Origin of the sequence: Microbispora siamensis (assembly GCF_016863095.1) — a bacterium.
In the GTDB taxonomy this organism is placed as follows: Bacteria; Actinomycetota; Actinomycetes; order Streptosporangiales; family Streptosporangiaceae; genus Microbispora; species Microbispora siamensis.
In genome coordinates, this window is sequence record NZ_BOOF01000056.1 from 39,144 (window position 1) to 62,995 (window position 23,852).

The window sequence follows — 23,852 nt, forward strand, 5'->3', positions numbered from 1 at the left end:
CTGACCTGGACATTCGGGACCAGCGAACCGAGGAACTGACCACCGCCGCCACAGCCGCCGCCGTCCCCGGTGCCCGGACGCCGGGGACGGCGGCATCGGCCGGGACCGGATCGGTCCACTTGGCCGTATAACGCGATCTTTTACCCGGCTGGAGTGGATATGGTGCTGCTGTGGATGGGGAAACCTCGGAGGTCTCCGCGCCGCGCCGCCGCGGCATGCGCCATGTCGCGGAGATGGCCGGCGTCTCGCCGTCGACCGTGAGCAACGTTCTGAACAATCCGGAGCTGGTCGCCGAGGAGACCCGCCGGCGCGTCCTGGCGGCGATGGAGCAGGTCGGGTACGTGCCCAACAACGTGGCCAGGCGGCTGCGCGGGGTGCCGAGCCCGCTGGTCGGCGCGGTGGTGCTCGACCTGGCCAACTCGTTCTACACCGAGGTGTGCCGGGGGGTGGAGGACCGGCTGCTGCAGGACGGGTGCATGCTGACGACCTGCAGCACCGACGTGCAGCCGGGCCGCGAGCAGCACTACCTGGGAGAGCTGGAGAAGCAGGGAGTGCGCGGCGTGCTGATCACGCCGGTCGCGACCGGCCTCGATCCTCTGGTCGCCCTGTCCGGGCGCGGCGTCCCGGTGGTGCTGCTCGATCACCGGGGCGACGGGCGGTTGTGCTCGGTATCCGTCGACAACGTCTCGGGCGGTGAGCAGGCCGCCGCCCACCTGATCTCCCTGGGGCACCGGCGGGTCGTCATGCTCACCGGCTCGGTGGAGGTGCAGCAGACCACCGACCGGTACACGGGGGTGCGCAAGGCGTTCCGGGAGGCGGGTCTGGATCCCGACCGTGCGGTGCTGGAGGTGCGGGTGCCTCCCCCTGACGTGGCCGCGACCGCCGAGGCCGCGCTGGAGCACATCCTGCGACTGCCCGACCGGCCGACCGCGATCGTCTGCGTCAACGACCTCGCGGCGCTGGGGGTGATCAGCGGCCTGCGGGACCGGGGAATCGCCGTACCGCAGCAGATGTCGGTGGTCGGTTACGACGACGTGGTCTTCGCCCCGCAACTCGCTCCGCCGCTCACCACCGTGTGGCAGCCCAAGCGGGAGCTGGGGCGGACCGCCGCCGCGATGCTGATGGACGAGTCCCGCCCCGGCCACCGGCACCAGAGCCTCGTCTACCGGCCGCGGCTGATCGTCCGCGCCTCCACGGCAGCGCCCTGCCGATAACCCCCTGCCGGCGACCCCCTCGGATTCCGAAAGTTTCAAAGCGGGGGACCTGCTCCGCTGCGGCCCTTCCCCGGGCTGACCTGAAACGAAACAAGTCCCCCTTCGCCGTCACTTCGGCGGGACGCCGAAGCATGTTTGACGCCTTCACGTCCGCGTTCCTAGCGTCTCGTGACATTCACCACCGACCGCAACCCCCCACCAGATTGGACGATTCATGAAACGTCTAATCCGGCCGTCGGTCCGCTTCGCGGCGGCCGCCGGCACCGTCTGTGTGGCGATCGCAGGGGCGATCGTCACACAGACACCCGCCTCCGCCGCCGTCGCCTGCCGCGTGAGCTACGAGATCACCAACCAGTGGCAGGGCGGCTTCGGCGCCAACGTGACGATCGAGAACCTGGGTGACGCCGTCAACGGCTGGCGGCTGACCTGGGCCTTCGGCGCCGGCCAGCAGATCACCCAGCTCTGGGGCGGCACCGTCAGCCAGAGCGGCGCGAACGTCACCGTCACCGACGCCGGCTACAACGCCGCCATCGGCTCCGGAGGCAGCACCGCCTTCGGGTTCAACGGCTCCTGGAACGGCTCCAACCCGATCCCCACGTCCTTCTCCCTCAACGGGACGGTGTGCGACGGCACCCACTCCTCGCCCTCGCCCAGCGCGTCGGCGAGTCCCAGCGCGTCGCCCAGCGCGTCGGCGAGCCCCAGCGCGAGTCCGACGAGCGTCCCCGCCGGGGCGAAACAGATGGAGAACCTGGACCGCGGTCTGATCAGCGTGCGCTCCGGCAGCGGCAACCTGGTGTCCTGGCGGCTGCTGGGCACCGAGTCCCGCGACACCTCCTTCAACCTCTACCGCGGTGGCACCCGCGTCGCAACCATCATCAACTCCACCAACTACCTGGACTCCGGCGCCCCGGCCGACGCCTCCTACACCGTGCGCCCGGTCAACGGCGGCACCGAGGGACCGGCCTCGGAAACCTCGCTGCGCTTCGCCAACGGCTACCTGGACGTGCCGATCAGCCCGCCGGACGGCTCCTACAGCGCCAACGACGCATCCGTCGGCGACCTGGACGGCGACGGCCGACTCGACCTGGTGCTCAAATGGGACCCCTCCAACGCCAAGGACAACTCCCAATCCGGGGTCACCGACCCCGTCTACATCGACGGCATCAAACTGGACGGCACCCGGCTGTGGCGCATCAACCTGGGCCGCAACATCCGCGCGGGCGCCCACTACACCCAGTTCCAGGTGTACGACTACGACGGCGACGGAAGGGCCGAGGTGGCGATGAAGACCGCCGACGGCACGGTCGACGGCACCGGCAGGACCATCGGCAACGCCTCCGCGGACTACCGCAACTCCGACGGCTACATCCTGTCCGGCCCCGAATACCTCACCATTTTCAACGGCCGTACCGGCGCGGCCATGTCCACGGTCAACTACGACCCGCCGCGCGGGACGGTCTCCTCCTGGGGCGACAGCTACGGCAACCGCGTCGACCGGTTCCTCGCCGCCACCGCCTACCTCGACGGCCAGCGACCCAGCCTGATCATGTCCCGCGGCTACTACACCCGTACGGTCATCGCCGCCTGGGACTTCCGCAACGGCTCCCTGGTCGAGCGGTGGAAGTTCGACTCCAACTCCGCCGGCAGCCAGTACGCCGGCCAGGGCAACCACAACCTCGCCGTGGCCGACGTGGACGCCGACGGCAAGGACGAGATCGTCTTCGGCGCGATGGCGATCAACGACAACGGCTCCGCGCTGTGGAACACCCGCAACGGCCACGGCGACGCCATGCACGTCGGCGACCTCGATCCCTCCCGTCCCGGGCTGGAGGAGTTCAAGGTCGACGAGGACAGCAGCAAGCCCGGCTCCTGGTTCGCCGACGCCCGCACCGGTCAGGTGCTGTGGTCCACCGCCTCCGGCGGCGACAACGGCCGCGGCGTGTCGGCCGACATCTGGGCAGGCAGCCCCGGCGCCGAGTCCTGGTCGGCCAGGGACGGCTCGCTGCGCAGCCCCAGCGGCGCCACCCTGGGCCGAAAGCCCGGCTCGATGAACTTCCTCGCCTGGTGGGACGCCGACCCGGTCCGCGAACTGCTCGACGGCACCCACATCGACAAGTACGGCACCGGCTCCGACACCCGCCTGCTGACCGGCTCGAACGTGCACTCCAACAACGGCACCAAGTCCACCCCCTCACTGTCGGGCGACATCCTCGGCGACTGGCGCGAGGAGGTCGTCTGGCCCACCACCGACAACCGGGCCCTGCGGATCTACTCCACGCCCGACGTCACCACCGTCAAGATCCACACCCTGTTGCACGACCCGCAGTATCGGGTCGCCCTGGCCTGGCAGAACACCGCCTACAACCAGCCGCTGCACCCGAGCTTCTTCATCGGCGACGGTATGTCCACCCCGCCCCAGCCCAAGGTCTACCTGCGCTGACCGCTGTCATCGGTCCCCGGCCTCGCCACGATGCCGGGGACCGGCTCATCCGTCGGACGCGGCACGTGGTCACCGGGGCGACACGTGCTCACCGAGGCAGCCCCAGGGACCGCGCGACCAGGTTGCGCTGGATGTCGCGGCCGGGCCGAAGAGGCGCACGGCGCCTTCGACCATGCGCCACCGCCTGTCGAGGTGGCCCGGACACCGGCGGCGACCAGCACCCGCGAGGCCTGCAGCCGGCGGTGCGCAGCTGCCGGGCCGGCTTCCCCGTACGCGTGGGCGAGCGCAGGGTGTCGGAGCGGGACCAGATCCTGGCCGCACGCGCCATCGTCGAGGACGACGGCATAACCGGATGCGTGGGTGAGAGCGCCTGTGGCACGGTGTGGGCGTGTCCGAGCAAATCGTGCTGCCACGCAGCGTGGACGAGGCGGTCGCCGCGGAGCAGGCCGGCCGCGCTCTTCGCTACCTGTACTTCTGGGGCCACCGGCCCGCCCGGGACGGCGGCGTCGGTCCCGGCTGCCTGTCGCAGTGGTGGCCGGTCACCTTCACGGAGGACGGCCACACCTTCGCCTCCGCCGAGCACTACATGATGGCGCACAAGGCCTGGCTGTTCGGCGACACCCGGGCCGCCGAGCAGATCCTCGCCGCCGGTCACCCCGGCGAGGCCAAGAAGCTCGGCCGGGCCGTACGCGGCTTCGACGAGCAGCTCTGGAACGCCCACCGGTTCGGCATTGTGGTCCGCGGCAGCATCGCCAAGTTCGGCCAGAACCCCGAGCTGCGCCACTACCTGCTCGCGACCGCCGGCCGGGTCCTGGTCGAGGCCAGCCCCCTCGACCGGATCTGGGGCATCGGCCTGACCGCCGACGACGAACGCGCCGCCTCCCCCGCGACCTGGCAGGGCCTCAACCTGCTCGGCTTCGCCCTGATGGAGGCCCGCGACGCCCTGCGGACCGAGTCGTCGTAACGATCACCAGCTGGAGCCGTCAACCACGTGCCGCAGGGGCCGCTCGTCCGGCAGGAACACCGTGAACCACTGAGCGTTTCCGCCCGTCTCAGGGGCATGAGAGGCATCTGGCTCCTCGCCGTACTGGTGACGCTCGCCGCCTGCGGGACGGGCCCGGCCACGACCGCGTCTCCGACGCTGTACCAGGCCGACCTGACCGTCCTGTCCAACCCGCAGCACGGGCCCCAGCTCTGTGCGTTCGTCGCTCAGTCCCTGCCGCCTCAGTGCGGCGGCCCCGACATCATCGGGTGGGACTGGAACGCGGTGAAGCACTCCACCCGGAACGGTGTGCGCTGGGGCGAGTACCACGTGGTCGGCACCTGGGACGGGAAGAGTCTGACGCTCACCGAGCCCCCGCGCCCTGCCCGGCCCGGCGACGCGCCAGACGACCGATCCCGCTTCACCACACCGTGCCCGAAGCCCGTGCGCGGCTGGCGCCCGGTCGACCCCGCGAAGGCCACCGAGAGGTCGATGGAGGCGGCGCTCGTCAGGGCCCGCAAGCTCCCCGGGTACGCGGGCAGCTGGCTGGACCAGAGCTACCTGGACGAGATCGACGGCTACGATCCCCAAGACCGCCGATACGTCGAGCGGTACGCCAACGATCCCAGGCGACTCGTGCTGAACCTGATGTTCACCGGCGACCCGGCCGCCCGCGAGCCCCTGATCCGCGAGGTGTGGGGTGGCGCGCTGTGTCTGAGCCGCGCTGAGCGCGCGGAGGCGGAGCTTCGGGCACTCCAGGACCGGGCGATGAAGGAGATCAAGGGCGCTCAATCGGCCTCGGTGGACGAGCGGGCGGGCCATGTCGAAATCGGGGTCTGGGCCGCCACACCGGAGTTACAGCGTGAGATCGACGAGAAGTACGGGAAGGGCCTGGTGGTCCTCGCAGGCGTACTCACGCCTGTGGGCTCGTGACAGACCCTCGGCTCAGTTCAGCGGAAGGAACGGCGGTAGGCGGCCGGGGTGGTGCGCAGAGCGGTGTGGAAGCGGCGGCGGAGGTTGACCGCCGAGGAGAGGCCGACGCGGGTGGCGATGGTCTCGACGGGCAGGTCGGTCTCCTCCAGCAGGGCGCGGGTGGCGGCCAGGCGGCGTTCCAGCAGCCAGCGGGCGGGTGGGACGCCGAGTTGCTCGGCGAACTGGCGGGTGAGGGTGCGCGGGGAGACGCCCGAGTAGGCGGCCATGTCCTTGACGGTCACCTGCTCGGACAGGCGCGAGAGGAGCCATTCGAGCAGGGGGGCCAGGGAGTCCGGCATCGGGCCGGCGGTGGGAAGCGGAGGGTACTGGCGCTGGCAGCCCTCGCGGTGCGGACCGGCGGCGAGCTGACGGCCGATGCGCATGGCGTGGGCCGCGCCGTACTCCTGAAGGACCTGGTGAAGGCAGAGGTCGAGGGTGGCGGCCGAGGCTCCGGCGGTGGCGACGTCGCCGTGATCGACGTAGATGACCGTGTCGTCGGGGATGACGCGCGGGTGGCGGGCGGCGAGTTCGCCGGACAGTTCCCAGTGGACGGAGGCGCGGCGGCCGTCCAGGAGGCCCAGGGCGGCGGGGATGAAGATTCCGGCGCAGACGGCGACGATGCGGGCGCCCCGGGCATGGGCGTGGGCCACCGCGTGGAGTACGGCGGGTGAGGGGGTGAGGGTCCAGCTCGCGATGACCACGGTGTCGGCGTCGTCGAGGGCTTCGAGACCACTGTCCACCTGGATGGGGACGCCGAGTGTGGTGGGGAGGGAGCCGGGGTGTTCGGCGCACAGGCTGAAGCTGTAGTGCTGGGGGATGTCGGGGCCGTGGTAGCCGAAGACCGCCGAGGCGGAGGTGACCGGGTAGAGCTCCTGGTTCGGGGCCACCAAGGCGACCACGCGATGCGGGTTGAGGGGCGTCGGAGGCGTTTCCGGGCAATCCAGGGGCATGGCGCAAATGTACCTAATGATGTCATTCGGGACACCGGTGCTCTGATCTGCAAAATTCCAGAATTGGGGCTCATGTGGACGAGGAACTTCACCCTCTACTTCGGGGCCCGCACGATCTCGCTGTCCGGTGACGCCATGATGCCCGTCGCCTCGGCGCTGGCGATCGGTAAAGTCTATGGAATCGCGGGCGTCGGCTACGTGCTCGCGCTCTGGACCGCGTCGGCCGTGCTGGTCATGGTGTTCGGCGGGGTCGTCGCCGACCGGATCGGCGCCCGGCGCTTGATGATCGGCGCGGACGTGGTCAGGGTCGTCACCCAGGGGGTCGTGGCCGTCGCCTTCCTGGGTGGTGCTCCGCCGTACGCCCTGCTGCTGGTGATGGCCTTCCTGTCGGGCACGGCCGCCGGGATGTTCGAACCGGGCGTCAACGGCATGGTCCCCCTGGTCGCCGCAGATCCGCAGCGGGCCAACGCGACGCTGAAGATCGCCGAGGCGCTCACCCAGCTGGCGGGTCCCGCACTGGCCGGAGTCCTCATCGTCGTCGCCGGGCCGGTCTTCGTCTACACGGTGGACGCCGCGACGTTCCTGGTCAGTGGGGTGTGCCTGCTGCTGGTCCGGGTCACCGTACCCAGGCCGGAGCCCTCCGACGTGCTGAGCGACCTGCGCAGGGGCTGGGAGGAGTTCACGGCCAGGAGCTGGATGTGGTCGGTCATCCTCGTCTGGGTGTTCTGGGGCGTTCTGGTGGTCGGGCCGTACGTGCCGCTGTCGTCGCAGGTCATCGGGACCGACTACGGCTGGGTGATGGCGGCGCTCGGCCTCGGCACCGTGCTGGGCGGCCTGGTGGCGATCAGGCTCAGGCCGCGCAGGCCGCTGGCGGCCGGGGCGGTGGCGCTGAGCGGGTACGTGGCGGTGCCGCTGACGGTCGCGCTCGGACTGCCGCTGCCGCAGCTGATGGCCGGGCACCTGCTCGGAGGATGCGCGCTGGCGTTCTGGTCGGTGATGTGGTCGACCAGCGTGCAGACGCAGATCGCGCCGGACGTGGTGAACCGGGTCAACGCCTACCAGGTGGCCGGGTCGGTCGCGGGCATGGCGGTCGGGCAGGCGCTGGCCGGTCCGGTCACCGTGCTGGTCGAACCGCGCGCCTTCATGCTGGGATCGGCCCTGGTGACGGCCGGCGTGGTGGCGGCGCTGCTGTCGATCAGGCCGGTCAGGCGGCTGGGCCGGGAACCGCAGAAGGCCGGAGGCCGGTCGTCTCGGTCTCGGCCGGCCACGCTCTCTCAGCCGGTGTGAAGGTCGCCCGTTCCGCGAACTCCGGTCGCCCGGCCGGAGCGCCGATCATGATCTCGGCGAGGCGCCCGTCGCGGCGGTGTCGTGCCGGTGCTGCGGGCCGAGCACGCGCAGCATGTCCAGCGCGTCGGTGCCGCCGGGCGGCGGGGTGAAGACCCGCAGTCGCTGGTCCGCCGCGGGCGTCGCCAGCACCTCGCAGTCGAACTCGATCCTGCCGAGCTCGGGATGCACGAGCCGGTACGGGTGTGACCTGCGCACCGCGACCTCGTGCCGGTCCCACAGCGCCGCGAACTCGGGGCTGGCCCCGCGGAGCCGCGTGACGAGTGTGCGGGATGCCGCGTCGTCCCCCCGGCGGGCCACCGCGGCACGCAGGTCGGCGACCAACTGCCGGGCGTGCTCCTCGTGCTCCTCGGCCGCGAAGCGGCCGCGGACGTCCGGCTCGGTGAACCAGCGCAGCACGATGTTGCGGTCCTCCCGGGCCACCGTGCACACGCACCCGAACAGCGCCTGCGCCATGTCGTTCTGCGCCAGCAGGTCGCCCAGATCGCTCAGGACCTGGACCGGGACGCTGTCCAGCCGGTCGAGGAGGTACAGCATGCTCGGCCGCAGGTACTCCCCGGCCCGCGCCCCCTCCGGCGGGCGGTGCCCGGCGAGCAGGTACAGGTGGTCCCGCTCGTCCATGGTCAGCCGCAGCGCGCGCGTCAGCGCGGCCAGCACCTGAACCGAGGGCTGCGGGCTCCTGGCCTGCTCCAGCCGCATGTAATAGTCGGCCGACATCCCGGCGAGCGCCGCGACCTCCTCGCGGCGCAGTCCCGGCGTACGCCGCCTCGGCCCCTCGACCAGGCCGACGTCCCGTGGAGTCAGCCGTTCTCGTGACCGGCGCAGGAAATCGGCGAGGTCGTCGCGGTGCATCCCCATATCGGCAGTGATATCACCGTTCGTCAACCACATCCTGGGACCGTCGATCCTAGGGACACCGCTCCGTTCCTGAGCCGTCGACGGCGGAGGCATAGTCGCCGTGTGGCCGTCCAAGGCCGATCCGAACGAGGAAGAGCGGTGATCACGCATGAAGGCCGTGCGGTTCCACGAGTACGGCGGGATCGATGTGCTGCGGGTGGAGGAGGTGGAGCGCCCGGTGCCCGGCCCCGGGCAGGTGCTGGTCGAGATCCGCGCGGCCGGAATCCAGCCCGGCGAGGTGATGATCCGGGAGGGCGCACGGCACGACCGCTGGCCGGCGACGTTCCCCTCCGGGCAGGGCAGCGATCTGGCCGGCGTCGTGGTGGAGGCCGGTCCGCAGGTGCGTGGCGTCGCGGTGGGCGACGAGGTCCTCGGCTTCACCCACAACAGGGCGAGCCACGCGGAGTATGTCGTGGTGGACGACGTGCAGCTGACCCCGCGTCCGGAGGGGCTGTCCTGGGACGTGGCCGGGTCGTTGTACGTGGCCGGCACGACCGCTTACGCCACCGTGTTCGCGGTCGACCCCGGACCGGCCGACACGGTCGTCGTGTCCGGTGCGGCGGGCGGCGTCGGGTCCCTTGCCGTACAGCTCGCACGGCGGCGCGGGGCCACGGTCATCGGGCTGGCGAGCGAGCCGAACCACGCCTGGTTGAAGGATCGCGGTGTCGTCCCGGTCGAGTACGGGGAGGGGGTGGCCGAGCGGATCCGGCAGGCCTCCGGCGGGAACGTCGACGCCTTCATCGACACCTTCGGCGACGGCTACGTGGACCTGGCGGTGGAGCTGGGCGTACGGCCCGAGCGGATCAACACGATCCGCGACTGGCAGACCGCGGCCAAGGTCGGCGCCCGGACCTACGGGGAAGGCACGGCGGCGTGCGCGGTCGTGCTCGGCGAGCTGGCCCGGCTCGCCGCGCGCGGGGAACTCGAGGTGCCGATCGCCCGCGTCTACCCACTGGAGCGGGTGCGGGACGCGTTCCGCGAGCTGGAACGCGGGCACACGCACGGCAAGATCGTGCTCCGTCCCTGACCGGGGAGGGCAGGGCGCGGTGAACTCCGTGTACCCGACTTCCTCGATGTCGCTCCAAACGTCGGCAAAGGTTGCGACCGGAGTCTCCCGCACTGGTGCGACGCCTCGTCCAGGCCGGGAGTGGACGAAGAGAGGCGAGGTGATCCTGTCAGCTCCTGTCTCACTCCGATTGACCCGCCTGCGCCTGTCCGCGTTCCCGCGACCCGGTGATGGAGCAGCATGTCCGCGAAACCAGGGGGTTTGGTGCGTGCGGCGGTCGACTGGGCCGTGCGGTGGGTGACCGCTGCCGTGGGAGGCCCGGCGCGCTTCCAGATCATCGCCGTCCTCGCCTGCGTGCTGGCGCTCGACGCGGCGGACAAGGGAACCGTGGGAGCGGTGGCGGTGGAACTCAAGGAGAGTCTGGGCATCACCAATACCGAACTCGGTTCCCTGACCGCGGTGTCGTCGGCCTCGGCCGCCTTGGCCGTCATCCCCGTGGGTATGCTGACCGATCGGGTACGACGGGTCAGGCTCCTGGCCGCCAGCGTCGTGCTGTGGGTGCTGGCGATGCTGGCCGGCGGCCTGGCGGATTCGTACCAGTGGCTCCTGCTGTCGCGGCTGGCGCTCGGCGCCGTATCGGCCACGGCCGGGCCCACGAGCCGGCCATGTACCTGGTCACGCGGTCCGGTACGTGTTCGCCGACGCCGGCTTCGCCGGGATGCTGGTGGACTGGACTCAACGGGTCCTGCGTACCGTGCTGCACATCGTCCGCAAAGCGCCGGGACAGATCGGGTTCGCGGTGATCGAACGGCGCTGGGTCGTCGAACGGTCGCTGGCCTGGCTGACCAACCATCGCCGCCTGGCGCGCGACTACGAACGCCATCCCTCCACCGCCAGGGCCGTTGCGTTCTCAGGTCATGAGATGGCAGGGCGGCGTGGCGAGGTCCCAGGCGCTGATTTCGCCTTATGAACGACAAGCGCGACCCCTGGTGATCGTGGGTGTCTTTACATGTAGGGCGTCTCGCGCTCACGGGTGAGGAACCGTTCCACCGAGGCCGCGAACGCCTGTGGGTCGTCCACCCAGGGGAAATGCCCCACCGCGGGCTGCACCAACAGCTCGACGTCACCGAGCAGCGAGGCCAGCTCGCGCATGGCGGCGCTGGTTGGCCAGATGTCGTACTCGCCCACCACGAGCAGTATCGGGGCCCGCAGTTCGGCCAGCCGCCCGGTGAGGTCGGGGTCAGGCTCGAAGCCGTTGTAGAACCCTTCGGTCGCCGGTCGCGCGAACTGCGCCGGCTCAGCCGACGCCTGCGCCTGGGCGGCGGCATTCCACCGCCTGTATAGCAGCGGCGCCGACAGCCACCGATACCGCTCCAATTCCTGCGGCGTGCGCGCCTCGGCTCGCAGCGCCGCCACTGCCTCGGCGTACCACGGCTCGTATGAGCGCCTCGCTAGCACCTCCTCGACGCCGAGATCCGATCTGAGGCCGACCACCCGCAGTGACGGTGCGATCAGCACCAGGCGCTCCAGCCGTTGCGGGTACCGGTCGGCGTACAGCAGGCACACTCCGCCGCTCGCCGAGTGCCCGAACAGGTCTATGCGCTCCAGCCCGAGGTGCACGCGGAGCGCCTCGACGTCCTCCACCAACCGGTCGACGCGATAAGTGGCCGGATCGGCTGGCGCATCGGAGGCGCCCGTGCCCCGATTATCCAGCAGGATCAGCGTGCGGTACGAGCTGAGGCCGCCCAGCTCCCCCAGGTACTCTGCGGCCTGTCCGGGACCGCCGGGGATGCACACCAGCGGGGGGCCGGAGCCGACCATCCGATAGCTGAGCTCGGTTCCGTCCCAAGAGTAAAAGCGGCGCATACCGACTGATACTGCCGGACTGAAGAGCCCAGGGCTGAAGCGTTCTCAGTTTGTGAGGCCGAGTAGCTGAAGTGCATCCGTGGGGTGGCTGCGGTAGTGGTCGGTGGCGGCGGCGATGTTGGTCCAGCCGACCAGGCGGGCCAGGCCGATGGCGAGATTGCGGAGGCTTGCCATGATCCGGGGTGCGGCACCGGTCCTCATCTTGCAGGCGTCTTCGCGGTAGGTGACGTCGCGAATGTGGTGCAGGGCTTCGATGCTCCAGTGGCCGCGGATCAGTCCGGCGAGGTGGGCATGGGTGATCTGGCCGGGGTGCAGGCTGGTGATGGTGACGATGGTGGTCTTCCCGGTGGCGTTGTTGGTGCGGCGTCGTTTGACCTGGATGGCCTGGGCGGCGTGAGGGAAGGGCAGGCCCGGGCGGACGGTGCAGATCTTCATGCGGCGGATCTCACGGCGTCCGTGCCCGGTCTCGTCGGTGCGGTCGTTGAGGATGGCCTCGCGCCACGGCAGAGCCTTGAGCTGGCGCAGCAGCGTGGGCTGGTTGCCCTTGACGATGAACACGAAGTGCCCTCCGGCCGCGATGATCTGGCGGGCGTGCTCGTGTTGGGTGTGCAGGGCGTCGGCGGTGATGACCACGCTGGTGAGGTCGAGCCCGGACAGCAGGGGCGTGAACGCGGGGATTTCGTTGCTTTTGGCTGCGACCTGGGTTTGAGCTATCACCGTCTGGGTGTCGTGGCGGGTGGCGGCCAGTAGGTGGGTGGTGCCGTTGCCGGTGCGGCTGCCGCGCAGGGTTTTGCCGTCCACGGCCAGGCCGAGTAGCGCCGTTGTGCCGGTCGTGCCGGTCGCTGGTGGTGCGGCGGCCAGCCTGGACAGGTAGGCGCAGGTCGCGGCGTCGAAGTCGTCGCCGTCCAGTCGGGCCAGCAGCCGTCCCAGGGTGGAGGCGGCCAGCCGTACGGTGGCCGGCAGACCGATCCGGGCGCGCAGCCGGGGATCGTATCCGGCGATGAACCGGGTGATCTTCGCCAGGGAAGTCGCTCCGCCGAGTACGGCGAGCAGGGCTAATGCGAGTAGCGGGCCCAGTCGGTAGCGGCGCCCGCGGCGGCTGCGAGGGTCCGGTACTGCATCCAGCACCTCGGCCAGGGCGGGCAGGTCGGACAGCGGATCGGAGACGGTGACGTGCTCCAAGTGGCGAAAGAGCACGTCGATCGGGGATGATGGCACGCGAACGCGGCCTCTGTTCTTGATCGACGACACCGACGATCATGAGGGGTCGCGTTTGTCATCTCCGCACCGGGGCGCCCTCAACCACCCGCCCGTCCCAGGGGTGCCCCCGTCTCACCAGCCGAGAACGCTCGAGCCCTGCCTCCACCGCCGAGGCCATGATCCGCTGGGCCGCGATAAGTGGCATGGCACGCCGCCTCACCCGAGGAAGCGCCGCAGCCCGCCAGCAGCGTTTCACCCTTGCTCATCCAGCAAAGTAGCCCTTCTCAAACACGTTCTGAGTACGTGTTTGAGAAAAGAGCTACACCGCTGGATTAGCGAGGGTGAAACGCTGGCCGGCGAGATGCAGCGATTCCCCGTAGCGGTCTGGATAATCAGGGCTTCGGCGTTCTCCCATTTTGTCCGGGCGGCCAGGGCGTGAGTGTGTTCCGACATGGTCGCGCCGGCGTCCGTGGCCCCCGCCGCCGCGCAGGCCGTGCGCGGAGTAGCGGTCGACGTGTGGGATGCTCAAGAATACCCCGTATGACTGAGGATGAACTTATCGAGGCGATCCGCGCGATCCCTGGTCTCCTCCCTCCCGTATCGCCGGACGTGATCAATGAGGTGGAGAGGGTTATCGGGTACTCACTTCCTCCGTTGCTTCGTCGCCTGTATATCGAGGCCGCTAATGGAGGCTTCGGACCACGCGACGGAGTGCTGGGAGTGGCTGGGAGCGAGTACGAACACCATTTCGAAGTGGCCGACATTCTCGACTCCTATGATGAGGATTGGCCCGGCATGTTGTGGCTGTTCGACTGGGGTTGCGGGATCTGGTCGGTTTTGGATCTACGGGATCCGGCCGGCCCGATGTGGATATGGGATCCCAATATCGGCGAAGATGAGTCGCCACTGACTCCTCAGAACATGACCCTGGCCGAATGGCTCGCAGAGTCACTCAGCGGCAACCTGGAGAAGGCTTTCCAAACCTCGAATCTTATTGCCATTTCCAGACGCCGAGCCTCATTCGACGCATGCCCCGATGAGCTGGAATACTGTCCGCCGGAGTGTCTGGCGGATGATGAAATCATCGCGGCGATTTCGGAGCTGCCTGACTTGCCGCCACCCGCATCTGCATCGGCGGTCATCGAGGCGGAACGAACAATAGGCTCTCCTCTGCCCCCATTGCTCCGCCGACTGTACCTAGAGGTGGCCAATGGTGGATTTGGCCCGGGCTGCGGCATCTTGGGCGTTCCCATGGGAGGTGCCTATCGCAGCAGAGTGATTACCCTTTACCATGAAATATGGAATGCTCGCCCGGATCCTTATGTCCCTCCCGGCTTGGTTTGGCTACACAATTGGGGGACCGCGATCTGGTCGCTCGTGGATTGTCGTGATCCTGCAGGCCCGATGTGGATATGGGATCCCATGGGTCCCTACCTACGGCCAGATCGACTCGGTCCAGAAGAGGGGATCAGAGTAGACCGTTCTGCGTTGACGCCGCAGAACATGACCCTAGCCGAATGGCTGACCGAATGGTTGAAAGGATCCTTCGCAGAAGACTTCAGGCCTTCCAATCTTCGTGCTCTGGCGGAGAGACGAACGGGCAGGGCGACTTCAAGCTACGTGATGTAGTGATGGCTGGCACGCCGAAAGTGCAGCCGTCAGAAATCACACCCCGAGCCCGCGCATAGGGTTGTCGCGCCACATGTCGGCTGCCCGGACGTAGCCGTGGACGACGGGTGAGGTCTCGACCCAGCGGCCGTGCCGGGCGATGGCCAGCATGGAGCGTCCGGCGTCGGCCGCGGCCGACGTGCCGCCGGCGCGAAGCGAGTGGGCGGAGTAGCTGTCCGGGTTGTCCAGGCCGGCGGCCTCGGCGGCCGCCTTGACACGCAGGTCGATGGACTGGGCGGTGAGCCGGTCACGGAAGTGGCCGTTGCGGTCGACGCCGCGAAGGACCGCCGCCCGGGCGCCGCGCGAGGTGAGGACGTCGAGCCATTGCTGGGTGACGCGGACGGGGCAGGTGTCGGCCCACTGCCCGTACGGCAGCGGGCACACCGTGCCGCGCCTCCTGGTCGGTCTTCGAGCTGGCGACGTAGACCTCGATCCCTTCCTTGACGAAGCGCAGGTCGACGTCGTTGAGCGCGACGAGCTCGGAGCGGCGGGCCATCATCCACCAGCCGACCACCAGGATGAGATTGGTATCGGACCAGCTCCGTCCACATCGAAGGGGCCAAGCAGAGGCGGCGCCGGTTCAGGCTGAGGCGATCAAGGCGGCGGGGAAGGCGGGAACGGACGAGTAGCGATGTGAGCCACCTGGCGCTGCTCGACTGCGACCAGGCCCGAGGCACTGATGCGGCGAATCGGTTTCTCGCCCGCCAGCCTTCCCGGTGCTGAAGTGGCTTCCCTCCTTGTCGAGGTGGCGGTAGATGGTGGGGCGGGTGACGCCGAATTCGTCTGCGATCTGCTGGACGGTGTAGTCGCCGGAGTCGTACATCTCCCGGGCGAGGGCGACTTGGCGGGGGCCGAGTTTGGGTTTCTGCCCGCCGGTGCGGCCGCGGGCGCGGGCGGCGGCCAGACCGTCCATGGTGCGCTCGGACATGAGGGCGTGGGAAGCCGCACCAGGCGGGCGTGCGACCGTAGCGGGGCGGAGACGTCGGTCGCATCGCCGGGCCGCCATAGGGTGAAAGGGTGACCATCGTGCCTGCTCATCAGAGGTCCGCGGCTCTGGCGCCGTTCGTGGTGACACTGAGCGCCTACGAGCTCGGCCCGGGCTCGGTCGGCGTTCATCGCGGGCTGCCCTCGTCCACGGTGTCGATCACGATCCCGGAGGCGGACTCGTTGGAGATCGCGTGGCTCGGGCGGCCCGGCTCAGGCCGGTTCCGCGCTGTCGTCGCAGGGCTTCACCTGGACACAGCCGAGCTGAGGCAGGAGGGCGGCACGCGCGGCGTGTGGCTGAAACTCAGCCCGCAGGGCGCCGGCGCGCTACTGGGGGTCCCGGCGTCGGCGCTGTCCGGGCAGGTCGCCGATCTGGCCGACGTGGCCCCGGCGATGGCGCACCTGCCGGAGCAGCTGGCAGCCTGCCGGTCCTGGCCGCAACGCCGGGCCCTTGTCGAAGGCGCCCTGATCGCCGGACGGACCCGGCACTGGGAGAGCACCGGCGGCCAGGAACTGCGGGGCATACTGGCGGCACTGTCCGGGACCGCCCGGGTGCAGGAGGCGGCTCGGCTTCTGGGATGCTCCCGGCGTCGCCTGAGCGGTACCGTCCGGGCGGAGCTGGGGGTGACGCCGAAGGAGTACCAGCGACTCCTGCGGTTCGAGGCCGCACGTGGCGCACTCGTGGCCGCCGCCCGTGCCGGGACGGTCAGCCTGGCGGCAGTAGCTGCGGCGTCGGGATTCGCCGACCAGGCGCACTTCACCCGGGAATGGCGGGCCATGGCCGCGTGCACGCCGACCGAGTGGCTACGCGCCGAAGGCCTGATCGCGTAGGGTTCCGTCAGCCCGCGACGGGCCACCAGGCCATGGGATGCGTCAGGTGACGGCGGAGGCATGAGGCGTTCCCGGCGTTCCCAAATCTTCAAGACCTCTGTCCCCGTCCGACTCGACGATGGGTTCATGACGCCTGATATTCGTCTTTCTCCCCGTCTCATCGTGCCCGACCCGGACCGTGCGTCGGCGTTCTACCAGGTCGCCCTGGGCGCTGAGCAGGTGTTCAGCGCTCCCCGCAGCGACGATGGCCGGCCCAGCGTCGTAGATCATCGCATCGGCGAGTCGTCCTTCCGGGTCTCGCCGGCCGTCTCAGCGTGGGGGTGGCTGTCACCCGATGATCTCGGCGGATCTGCGGTCCTGCTCGAGGTCGAGGTCGACGATCCGGATGCGGTCGGCGAACGCATGGTCACCCACGGCGCCGAGGTGGTCGTGCCGATCGAGAACCGGCCCTACGGCAAGCGCTCGGGCCGCATCCGTGACCCGTTCGGCCACCTGTGGATCATCACGGGCCAGCTCCGCTGAGCCGGCTCCTCGACGCCGGCCTCCCCAGGCTGGCACGGCAGCGCATCGCGACGGTACTCGGGGAGGTCGGCGGTCCGACCAGCCGATCATGGCGCTGCCTGCGGGGCGGTGAGTGCGAGTGTCCTGACTCAAGAGAAGTGATGCCGGGTGCGACGCGCCTACCTGGGATGCATCAGATGTGCCGAGCCGGTCGGCAGGCCCGTGGCTCAGCGAATCTGATGCGGGCAGCAAGGCGGCAGGCGCAGGCCGCCGCCGAGACGGCGGCCCCGTGGAGGTGGTGCCCGGCGTCGCCGAGCACCTGCCCGCGGCCGATCACAGCGCGGACGCGGTGGTGAGGTGCATGGTGCTGTGCTCGCTACCCGACGTCGGTGCGGCGCTGGCCGAGGCGCACGCGTGCTCAAGCCGGGCGGGCAGCTCCGATTTCTGGAGCACATACGCGCTGACACGCCCGGCCTGGCCCGGCTGCAGGACGTGCTGGACGCCACCATCTGGCCGCTCATGGTCGACGGCTGTCACCTCGGCCGCGACGCCGAGGCCGAACTCCAGCAGGCCGGATTCCGCATCGACCGCCTGGACCGCTTCCTGTTTCCGCCCGCGCGCACCCTGGTCTCCTTCCACATCCTCGGTACAGCTCTGCGGGGTGGCGATGAGTGACCGGCGTACCGAAGGCCAACGAAGATCCCCCATCGGGAGGGACAAGCAGGAGGAATGCCATGAGCGCCACATCCATCGCCCTGACGATGGCCGACTTCGACGGCGAGCTGATGAGCGCGGGAACGCGGCCGTTCCTGGTGGACTTCTGGGCGAGCGGGTGCGGCCCGTGCAAGGCGCTGGCCCCGGTGCTGGAGGAGGTTGCGGCCGAGCAGGCGGGCCGGCTGCGGGTGGACATGATGCAGTTGGACCACGCGCCAGAGTTGGCGGGCCGGTTCGAGATCATGGCCCTGCCGACACTGATCGTGTTCATTTGCGGGGTGGAGAAGAAGCGGCTGACCGGGTCGCTCACCAAGACCGAGTTGCTCGCCGAACTTGAGGGGTTCGGCATCTGAACCGCCGGGCCCGGCAAGCTCAGCCTCCGAGGTTTCGGTCTGACCGCCGCCCATGCCGTACCGACTTTGCAGAGCGTCACGGACGGTGGAGGTAGCGCCCTCGGGGAAGCCGCTGCCGAGCGGGAAGGACCGGTGGACCACCTCCACGTTGCGCGCCGTGCTCGAACCGCTCGACGGCTCGCTCCAGGCGATGACTGCCCATGGGTCGTGCACAGGCATGTCGGAATCCAGTCCTTGCAGGTGCAACCGGCCATTCGGAACCTCACATAATTAGCATTGCGCTCAGCTCCCTCATCGGCGACTTCTTCCCGCCGGGTGAACGCGCCCGTGTCTACGGGTTCATCCTCAGCGGAGAGATGCTCGGCGTCGGATTCGGCCTGCTGGTGGGCGGCAACCTGCCGCACCTGCTGTCATGGCGTGCCGCGTTCTACCTGCTCGCGCTGTTCGGGATCCTCCTCGTGATCGTGATCACGCGTAAGCTTCCCGAGCCGGCGCGCGGCGGTCAGGGACGGCTGCGTCCGGACGGGCACCCTCCGGACGCGGAGCGGGATGCCGGGACGCCACCGAGCCGGAGCGATGCGGTGCACTTCGCCTTGCGGGACCGCGGCGTCGATGGGCCGCGCGGAAAGCATGCGTACGTTCCTTCGCATGGGTGCGGAGGCCGTCGCCCCCGTGACCTTCGGATTCCTGGCCGACGTCCTCGGCTCGGGCGGCGCCACGAGCGCGCGGGGCCTGCAGTACACCTTTCTGATCATGCTTGCGCCCCTGATGGCGAACGCGATCATCCTGCTCCACGGCAGGCACTCCTATCCCCGCGACGTGCGACGGCCGCCGCCTCCGAGAAGCCTCGCGTGCGGTAACCCGTCCCGGCAGGATAGCGCCGTTCGAGCGTGAGCAGGAGGGCGGGTTCCGCAGGCGCCGGCGCGCCGGGATCCGCGGCAACGGCCTGCTCCAGGCGGCGGAAACCGGCCTCCAGTTCGTCGGGAGTGAAGTGGGCGAAGACCGAATGGGTGCGCAGGCGCAGCCGTTCGAGCATCTCACCGCGTGTGCCGGAGGACGGCTCGGTGACCGTGCCGAAGCCGGCGACGCGCCAGCCGGCCGACGTGAACGTCTCGATGACCTCGTGCAGCGGCTGGAACATCGAGGCGTCCACCTCGAAGCCGCGCGGGAAGTAGTCCAGCCACCAGATCCTGGGCATGTGATCGCTGAACCCGGAGCGCAGCAGCAGTCGCCCGGCGGGCCTGAGCACCCTGGCCAGCTCCCGGGCTGCCCGGGGCTTGTCCTGAACGTGGTGCCAAACCTGCAAAATCACCGCGTAGTCGGCGCTGCCGGACGCCACCGGAATGTCCTCGGCGGAGCCTGCCAGATATCGCACGCCGGGATGCCGGGACTGCGCCTGCGCTTTCTCGCGCATGCGGACAGACGGTTCGACGCCGGTCACCGGCCCGAACGCTCGCGCCAGCGCCGGGGTGAACCTGCCGGTCCCCGAGCCGACGTCCAACCCGGCCAGGGGACGCCGCTCGGGCAGGAGCGCTCCGAACGCGCTGATCCATGCCTGCAGCTGCTGCTCGGTGAGCGCACGGCCGCGCGCGTAGTCCTGGTATTGCTCCGTGTCGTAGTCGGTCCGCCTCATCGCACCCCCTTTCGCCCGGGTCGCCGCCAGGTGCGCAGTCCTCGCGGATGGCCGCCAAACGCGACCCATGCGCTGTGCCGTTCAATGTATCGGCTCGATACATCGCCACGATAGGTATCGACACGCTCCGACGCAAGGTTCACCGGAGACGGACGCCCGTGCGTCCAAGGGTGTTCGGGAAAGAACCTGTTGCGAATCGATTCGAGGTGAACCATGAGCTGGAAGTCAGACGCCCTGGTACACAGAACCTGCATGGATTCAGGTGTCCGGACATACGCGATTCACGAACCGGACACATGTGATTGACATGCCTTCCCGCGCAAATCTAACCTGTCTGCGAATCGATTCGATCGCGTCGCCTGCGTTGAGACCGCCCTTTCGCTTCACCCGACCGCCAGACGGCGACACCACAGGTCCAGGACAAGGCCACGGCTCGTCCTGCGATCCCCACCCCCCTTTCGTCGAAGGAGTCACGAGTGAACATCACCTTGAGTCGGCGGCGTAGTCGCCGACGCGGTCTGGCCGCCCTCTTCTCCGCCGCGGCCCTCGTCGTCGCGTCCGTCGTCGCGACCGCCGCGCCGGCCCAGGCCGCCGACGAGTCCATCACGGTCGACTTCTCGGTCGCGGGAGGTTCCCCGGCCTACCGGGCGTCGGGGTGGATCTACGGCATGACCGAGAACGCGGCCGCGCCCCCGGACAACTACTTCACGGACGTGAAGTTCCGGTACATGCGGGCCGGCGGTGCCCAGCTCGACAGCCCCGGCGGCTGGGTGTCCGGCAAGTACGACCGCCGGTGGAACGCCACCCGCGCCCAACTGCTGCGCACCCGGTCGCTGGGCGGCCAGTTCGTCCTGCTCGTCCACGACCTGTGGGGCGCCGACGGCTACCCGATCTCCCGCTTCCCCGGCGACAACGGCGACTGGACCGACTACGACAACTTCCTCACCCGCCTCATCGACGACGTGCGGGCCACCGGTGCACCGGTCCAGTGGGACATCTGGAACGAGCCCAACATCACCCTGTTCTGGAACCGCCCCCAGTCGCAGTACTTCGAGATGTGGAAACGCGCCTACCAGCGCATCCGCGCCGCCTTCCCCTCCCATCTGATCGTGGGCCCCAGCTGCGCCTGCGTACCGTCCACGGGCGGCTGGTGGACGCAGTACCTCGACTACGTCAAGGCCAACAACGTCGTCCCCGACATCGTCAGCTGGCACTCGCTGCCCGGCGACCCGGTGGCCAACGTCGCGACGGCCGACACCAGCCTCAACTCCCGCGGCATCCCGCACCCGCGTCCGTACCAGATCAACGAATACGGCGCCTCCAACGAGCAGAACCCGGCCGACGGCGCCTGGTACATCGCCCGGCTGGAGCGGGCCGGCGCCGACGGCCTGCGCGCCAACTGGGCCAGCGGCGGCAACCTCCACAACGACCTGGCCAACCTCCTCACCCACAACTCCTCCGGCCAGTACTCGCCGAAGGGCGAGTGGTGGGTCTACCGCTTCTACGGCTCACAGACCGGACAGATCGCCTCCGTCACCCCCAGCACCAACTACGACGCCTTCGCCACCAAGGCGAGCGGGAACGCGAAGGTCCTCGTCGGGGGCGGCCGCACCACTGGCAACATCGCCGTCAACCTCCGGCGTCTGGACACCACCAGCGGTGTCGTGGAGAACAACCAGGTCCGCGTTCTCGTCGAGCGCATCCCCTACAACGGCGGCGGCGCGGTGCAGGGACCGGTCACCGTCCAGAACACCGTCGTGACCCTGTCCGGCAACGGCACCACCGTCAACCTTCCGCACACCGCCGTCGACGACACGTTCACCGTCACACTCCTGCCGCCGTCGAGCGGTGGCGGGTCGACGTCGGCGTTGCGCAACGTCAACGCCGGCCGCTGCCTCGACGTGCCGAACCTGTCGCAGACGAACGGCACGCAGCTCCAACTGTGGGACTGCAACGGCCAGACCAACCAGCAGTGGACGTACACCTCCTCGCGGCAACTGCAGGTGTACGGCAACAAGTGCCTGGACGCAGAGGCCGCCGGAACCGCGAACGGCACGAGAGCGATCATCTGGGACTGCAACGGCCAAGCCAACCAGCAGTGGAACGTCAACGCCGACGGCACCGTCACCGGCGTGCAGTCCGGCCTGTGCCTGGAGGCGAGCAACTTCGGCACCTCGAACGGCACGAAGGTGCAACTGTGGTCCTGCACCGGCACGACCAGCCAGAAGTGGACCCGAAGCTGACCCGGTGACCGGTACGTTTCCCCCATGACCGCCACGCCGGCCGGACGTGCACCACACGCCCGGCCGGCGTCCGGCCCTGCGGGCCCACACGAGATCCCTTGACGAGGCGCGATCGTCCGCTCTCGGCTTCGAATCGGTTCGAAAGACCGTGAATCCACAGACCCTGCACGTCAACGGGGTCGAGCGGAACGTCGCGTAGGTCGCGGTCGTCGTTCCATGCGCTCGATTCGACTTACGATGTGCATATCGGTCGGATCAGGTGAGGAGCGCCGGTGAATATCGGGGAGATCGCCAAGCGGTCGGGTGTGGCGCGCAGCACCGTCTCGTACGCCCTCAGCGGCAAGCGCCCCGTGTCCGAGGAGACGCGTCGGCGCATCCAAGCGGTCATCGACGAACTGGGCTACCGGCCCAACGCCGCCGCCAAGGCGCTCAAGGAGGGCAGGACCCACACCATCGGCCTGGTCATCCCTCCCGCCAGCCGGCGCCTGACCGACATGCAACTCGGCTTCGTGGCCAGCGTCGTCGACGCCGCCGCACGCGCCGACCTGGACGTCCTGCTGTCACCGTCCGGGGGCGAGCACGACCGGTCGTTCGAGCGCGTGGTCGGCGGCAGACGCGTGGACGGCGTCATCGTCATGGAGATACGGCTGGAGGACGACCGGGTCACCCGCCTGCGGCAGGCCGGGCTGCCTTTCGTCGGAATCGGCCGCACCAGCCGCGCCGAGGAGATGTCCTGGGTGGACATCGACTACGAGAAGCTGATCGCCAACTGTGTGCATCACCTGGCCGACCTCGGCCATCGCCGCATCGCCCTGGTCAACCGCTCGGAGGAGCTGGTGGCGGCCGGGTACGGCCCCGGCCACCGCGCCCAGGCCGGTTTCACGCGCGCGATGACCGAGCGTGGTCTCGACGGCGTGCAGACGTGCTGCGCCGACGACGCCCAATCGGGGGTGTCCTGCGTCGAGCGGCTCCTCGACGAGCACCCCGGCCTGACCGCGATCGCCACCATCAACGAGGCCGCCACTCCCGGGATGTACCACGCGCTCGCCCAGGCGGGCCTGGTCGTGCCCCGCGACTTCTCCATCGCCGGCGTCTGCGCGCGCCACTGGGCGGAGAACCTGCACCCTCCGCTCACCGCCGCCGACGTCCCCGCGGACGAGCTCGGCGCCCGCGCCGTCGAGATGCTCATCCGGCTCATCGCCGACCCCGCCACCCCGCACGGCCATCTCCTGGTCGCGCCGCCCATCTCCCTGCGCGGCACGACCGGACCCGCGCGCCCCCGGGATCACCGTTCCTGACGGCGTCGCGACACCCGCGGCACGCCCGGCCGCCCGCCGGCGGCCTCGGCCTCGGCCTCGGCGGAGACGACCCCTCCGGGCAGTCGGCTTGGAAGCCGGCACGAAACATGTCAAGGCCGAGGCAGATCGTTTCCAAGATCCTCACAGCGGCTCCGGCCATCCAACTGGCGTTTCTCGCGGATTCTTCGGCGTGAAGTTTCGTCTACTTCACCGAGAACTCATCGCCACCAGACCGGTGGAGTGAAATTTTCATCTCCCGAATCCCGCAGGGATCGGGCCCCGCCCTCGTCGCAGCAGATGAGGCGCACCGGCAGACCCGGGGGCCGGCCGGAGGATGGCGGGAGCCTTGACGCGGGATGGGTGCGTCGTATTTGCTCCGCCGCACCACCACCTACGTCAGCAGAGAGAGGGCTCGCCCTGTAGGCACCGATGTTAGCGCTAACAGAACCAAGGTCGTCACGCACCCCCCAGGAGTATGTATGAAGATCGCACGCCTCCTGCGCCTGGTCAGCGCCGGAGTCACCCTCGCAGCCGGCTCGGATGGAGGGTCGACCGTGCGTACGTGGAGACGATGGTCGACCGCGGCGCTGCTGGCCGTGGTCGTGGCCGTGACGGGCACGCTGATAGGCACGGGCGCCGCCTTCGCGGAGTCGAACGGCGGTGTACGGGTGATGCCGCTGGGCGATTCGATCACCGAAGGGACGCAGGTGCCGGGCGGTTACCGGATCGGGTTGTGGCAGCGCCTGGCGGCGGGTC

General features: G+C 69.5%; 22 protein-coding genes and 3 pseudogenes. 18 read left to right on the plus strand and 7 right to left on the minus strand.

Annotated features, from left to right (window positions below):
* Positions 1-170 precede the first annotated feature (170 nt).
* From Msi02_RS36835 to Msi02_RS36850, 4 genes are all read left to right on the plus strand, one after another.
* Positions 171-1,214 (plus strand): LacI family DNA-binding transcriptional regulator, encoded by a 1,044-nt coding sequence (locus Msi02_RS36835; protein ID WP_204052421.1) that lies wholly within the window; start codon positions 171-173, stop codon positions 1,212-1,214.
* A 214-nt stretch (positions 1,215-1,428) separates the two neighbouring features.
* Positions 1,429-3,654 (plus strand): rhamnogalacturonan lyase family protein, encoded by a 2,226-nt coding sequence (locus Msi02_RS36840; protein ID WP_204052422.1) that lies wholly within the window; start codon positions 1,429-1,431, stop codon positions 3,652-3,654.
* 382 nt (positions 3,655-4,036) lie between these two features.
* Positions 4,037-4,618 (plus strand): riboflavin biosynthesis intermediates N-glycosidase, encoded by a 582-nt coding sequence (ybiA, locus tag Msi02_RS36845; protein WP_204052423.1) that lies wholly within the window; start codon positions 4,037-4,039, stop codon positions 4,616-4,618.
* A 96-nt stretch (positions 4,619-4,714) separates the two neighbouring features.
* Positions 4,715-5,569, plus strand: coding sequence for a hypothetical protein (locus Msi02_RS36850; protein WP_204052424.1), 855 nt, complete (start codon positions 4,715-4,717; stop codon positions 5,567-5,569).
* Between the two features lie 17 nt (positions 5,570-5,586).
* Here Msi02_RS36850 and Msi02_RS36855 read toward each other — a convergent pair whose 3' ends face one another.
* Positions 5,587-6,558 (minus strand): GlxA family transcriptional regulator, encoded by a 972-nt coding sequence (locus Msi02_RS36855; RefSeq protein WP_204052425.1) that lies wholly within the window; start codon positions 6,556-6,558, stop codon positions 5,587-5,589.
* A 72-nt stretch (positions 6,559-6,630) separates the two neighbouring features.
* Between Msi02_RS36855 and Msi02_RS36860 the strand changes: the two genes are divergently transcribed.
* Positions 6,631-7,845, plus strand: a complete 1,215-nt coding sequence (locus tag Msi02_RS36860) for an MFS transporter (protein WP_204052426.1) — start codon at positions 6,631-6,633, stop codon at positions 7,843-7,845.
* A 45-nt stretch (positions 7,846-7,890) separates the two neighbouring features.
* On the opposite strand, the gene Msi02_RS36865 is transcribed toward Msi02_RS36860, so the two are convergent.
* Positions 7,891-8,760: a helix-turn-helix transcriptional regulator gene (locus tag Msi02_RS36865; protein ID WP_239109093.1), complete on the minus strand. Its 870-nt coding sequence runs from the start codon at positions 8,758-8,760 to the stop codon at positions 7,891-7,893.
* A gap of 148 nt (positions 8,761-8,908) precedes the next feature.
* Here Msi02_RS36865 and Msi02_RS36870 point away from each other — a divergent pair, with 148 nt between their 5' ends.
* The 3 genes and pseudogenes from Msi02_RS36870 (at position 8,909) to Msi02_RS43640 (ending at position 10,775) form a co-directional block, all read left to right on the plus strand.
* A complete protein-coding gene (locus Msi02_RS36870) occupies positions 8,909-9,826 on the plus strand; it encodes an NADP-dependent oxidoreductase (protein WP_204052427.1) in 918 nt (305 codons plus the stop codon).
* A gap of 219 nt (positions 9,827-10,045) precedes the next feature.
* Positions 10,046-10,453: pseudogene (locus Msi02_RS44660) on the plus strand (MFS transporter); the annotation flags it as partial.
* Positions 10,454-10,496: 43 nt separating this feature from the next.
* A complete protein-coding gene (locus tag Msi02_RS43640) occupies positions 10,497-10,775 on the plus strand; it encodes a hypothetical protein (protein ID WP_373308338.1) in 279 nt (92 codons plus the stop codon).
* Between the two features lie 35 nt (positions 10,776-10,810).
* On the opposite strand, the gene Msi02_RS36880 is transcribed toward Msi02_RS43640, so the two are convergent.
* Complete coding sequence (locus tag Msi02_RS36880) at positions 10,811-11,671, minus strand: alpha/beta fold hydrolase (protein ID WP_204052429.1); 861 nt, start codon at positions 11,669-11,671, stop codon at positions 10,811-10,813.
* A 45-nt stretch (positions 11,672-11,716) separates the two neighbouring features.
* The gene (locus Msi02_RS36885) at positions 11,717-12,868 is read right to left on the minus strand and encodes an ISAs1 family transposase (RefSeq protein ID WP_204052430.1); all 1,152 of its coding nucleotides are present in this window, start codon (positions 12,866-12,868) and stop codon (positions 11,717-11,719) included.
* Positions 12,869-13,411: 543 nt separating this feature from the next.
* Between Msi02_RS36885 and Msi02_RS36890 the strand changes: the two genes are divergently transcribed.
* Positions 13,412-14,500, plus strand: a complete 1,089-nt coding sequence (locus tag Msi02_RS36890; RefSeq protein ID WP_204052431.1) for an SMI1/KNR4 family protein — start codon at positions 13,412-13,414, stop codon at positions 14,498-14,500.
* Between the two features lie 36 nt (positions 14,501-14,536).
* On the opposite strand, the gene Msi02_RS36895 is transcribed toward Msi02_RS36890, so the two are convergent.
* Both Msi02_RS36895 and Msi02_RS36900 read right to left on the minus strand, forming a co-directional pair.
* Positions 14,537-14,923 (minus strand): site-specific integrase, encoded by a 387-nt coding sequence (locus tag Msi02_RS36895; protein ID WP_204052432.1) that lies wholly within the window; start codon positions 14,921-14,923, stop codon positions 14,537-14,539.
* 196 nt (positions 14,924-15,119) lie between these two features.
* A complete protein-coding gene (locus tag Msi02_RS36900) occupies positions 15,120-15,467 on the minus strand; it encodes a helix-turn-helix domain-containing protein (protein ID WP_204052433.1) in 348 nt (115 codons plus the stop codon).
* 98 nt (positions 15,468-15,565) lie between these two features.
* On the opposite strand from Msi02_RS36900, the gene Msi02_RS36905 reads away from it, so the two are divergent.
* From Msi02_RS36905 to Msi02_RS44670, 6 genes and pseudogenes are all read left to right on the plus strand, one after another.
* Entirely contained in the window at positions 15,566-16,354 is a 789-nt protein-coding gene (locus tag Msi02_RS36905) for a helix-turn-helix domain-containing protein (RefSeq protein ID WP_239109095.1), read from the plus strand.
* Positions 16,355-16,414: 60 nt separating this feature from the next.
* Positions 16,415-16,876 carry a VOC family protein gene (locus Msi02_RS36910; protein WP_239109096.1) on the plus strand — a complete coding sequence of 154 codons (462 nt, stop codon included), beginning with the start codon at positions 16,415-16,417 and terminating at the stop codon, positions 16,874-16,876.
* Positions 16,877-17,153: 277 nt separating this feature from the next.
* Positions 17,154-17,213, plus strand: a pseudogene (locus Msi02_RS44665) (hypothetical protein); the annotation flags it as partial.
* Between the two features lie 56 nt (positions 17,214-17,269).
* On the plus strand, positions 17,270-17,530 hold the full coding sequence (locus Msi02_RS36920; protein WP_204052434.1) for a hypothetical protein: 261 nt from the start codon (positions 17,270-17,272) through the stop codon (positions 17,528-17,530).
* Between the two features lie 59 nt (positions 17,531-17,589).
* On the plus strand, positions 17,590-17,922 hold the full coding sequence (locus Msi02_RS36925; RefSeq protein WP_204052435.1) for a thioredoxin family protein: 333 nt from the start codon (positions 17,590-17,592) through the stop codon (positions 17,920-17,922).
* 200 nt (positions 17,923-18,122) lie between these two features.
* Positions 18,123-18,782, plus strand: coding sequence for an MFS transporter (locus tag Msi02_RS44670; RefSeq protein WP_204052436.1), 660 nt, complete (start codon positions 18,123-18,125; stop codon positions 18,780-18,782).
* Here Msi02_RS44670 and Msi02_RS36935 read toward each other — a convergent pair.
* Entirely contained in the window at positions 18,704-19,555 is an 852-nt protein-coding gene (locus tag Msi02_RS36935) for a class I SAM-dependent methyltransferase (protein WP_204052437.1), read from the minus strand. The two genes, Msi02_RS44670 and Msi02_RS36935, sit on opposite strands and share 79 nt — an antisense overlap.
* A gap of 476 nt (positions 19,556-20,031) precedes the next feature.
* Between Msi02_RS36935 and Msi02_RS36940 the strand changes: the two genes are divergently transcribed.
* The 3 genes and pseudogenes from Msi02_RS36940 to Msi02_RS36950 form a co-directional block, all read left to right on the plus strand.
* A complete protein-coding gene (locus tag Msi02_RS36940) occupies positions 20,032-21,798 on the plus strand; it encodes an RICIN domain-containing protein (protein WP_204052438.1) in 1,767 nt (588 codons plus the stop codon).
* A gap of 272 nt (positions 21,799-22,070) precedes the next feature.
* On the plus strand, positions 22,071-23,096 hold the full coding sequence (locus tag Msi02_RS36945; RefSeq protein WP_079317956.1) for a LacI family DNA-binding transcriptional regulator: 1,026 nt from the start codon (positions 22,071-22,073) through the stop codon (positions 23,094-23,096).
* 479 nt (positions 23,097-23,575) lie between these two features.
* Positions 23,576-23,852 (plus strand): annotated as a pseudogene (locus Msi02_RS36950) (hypothetical protein); the annotation flags it as partial.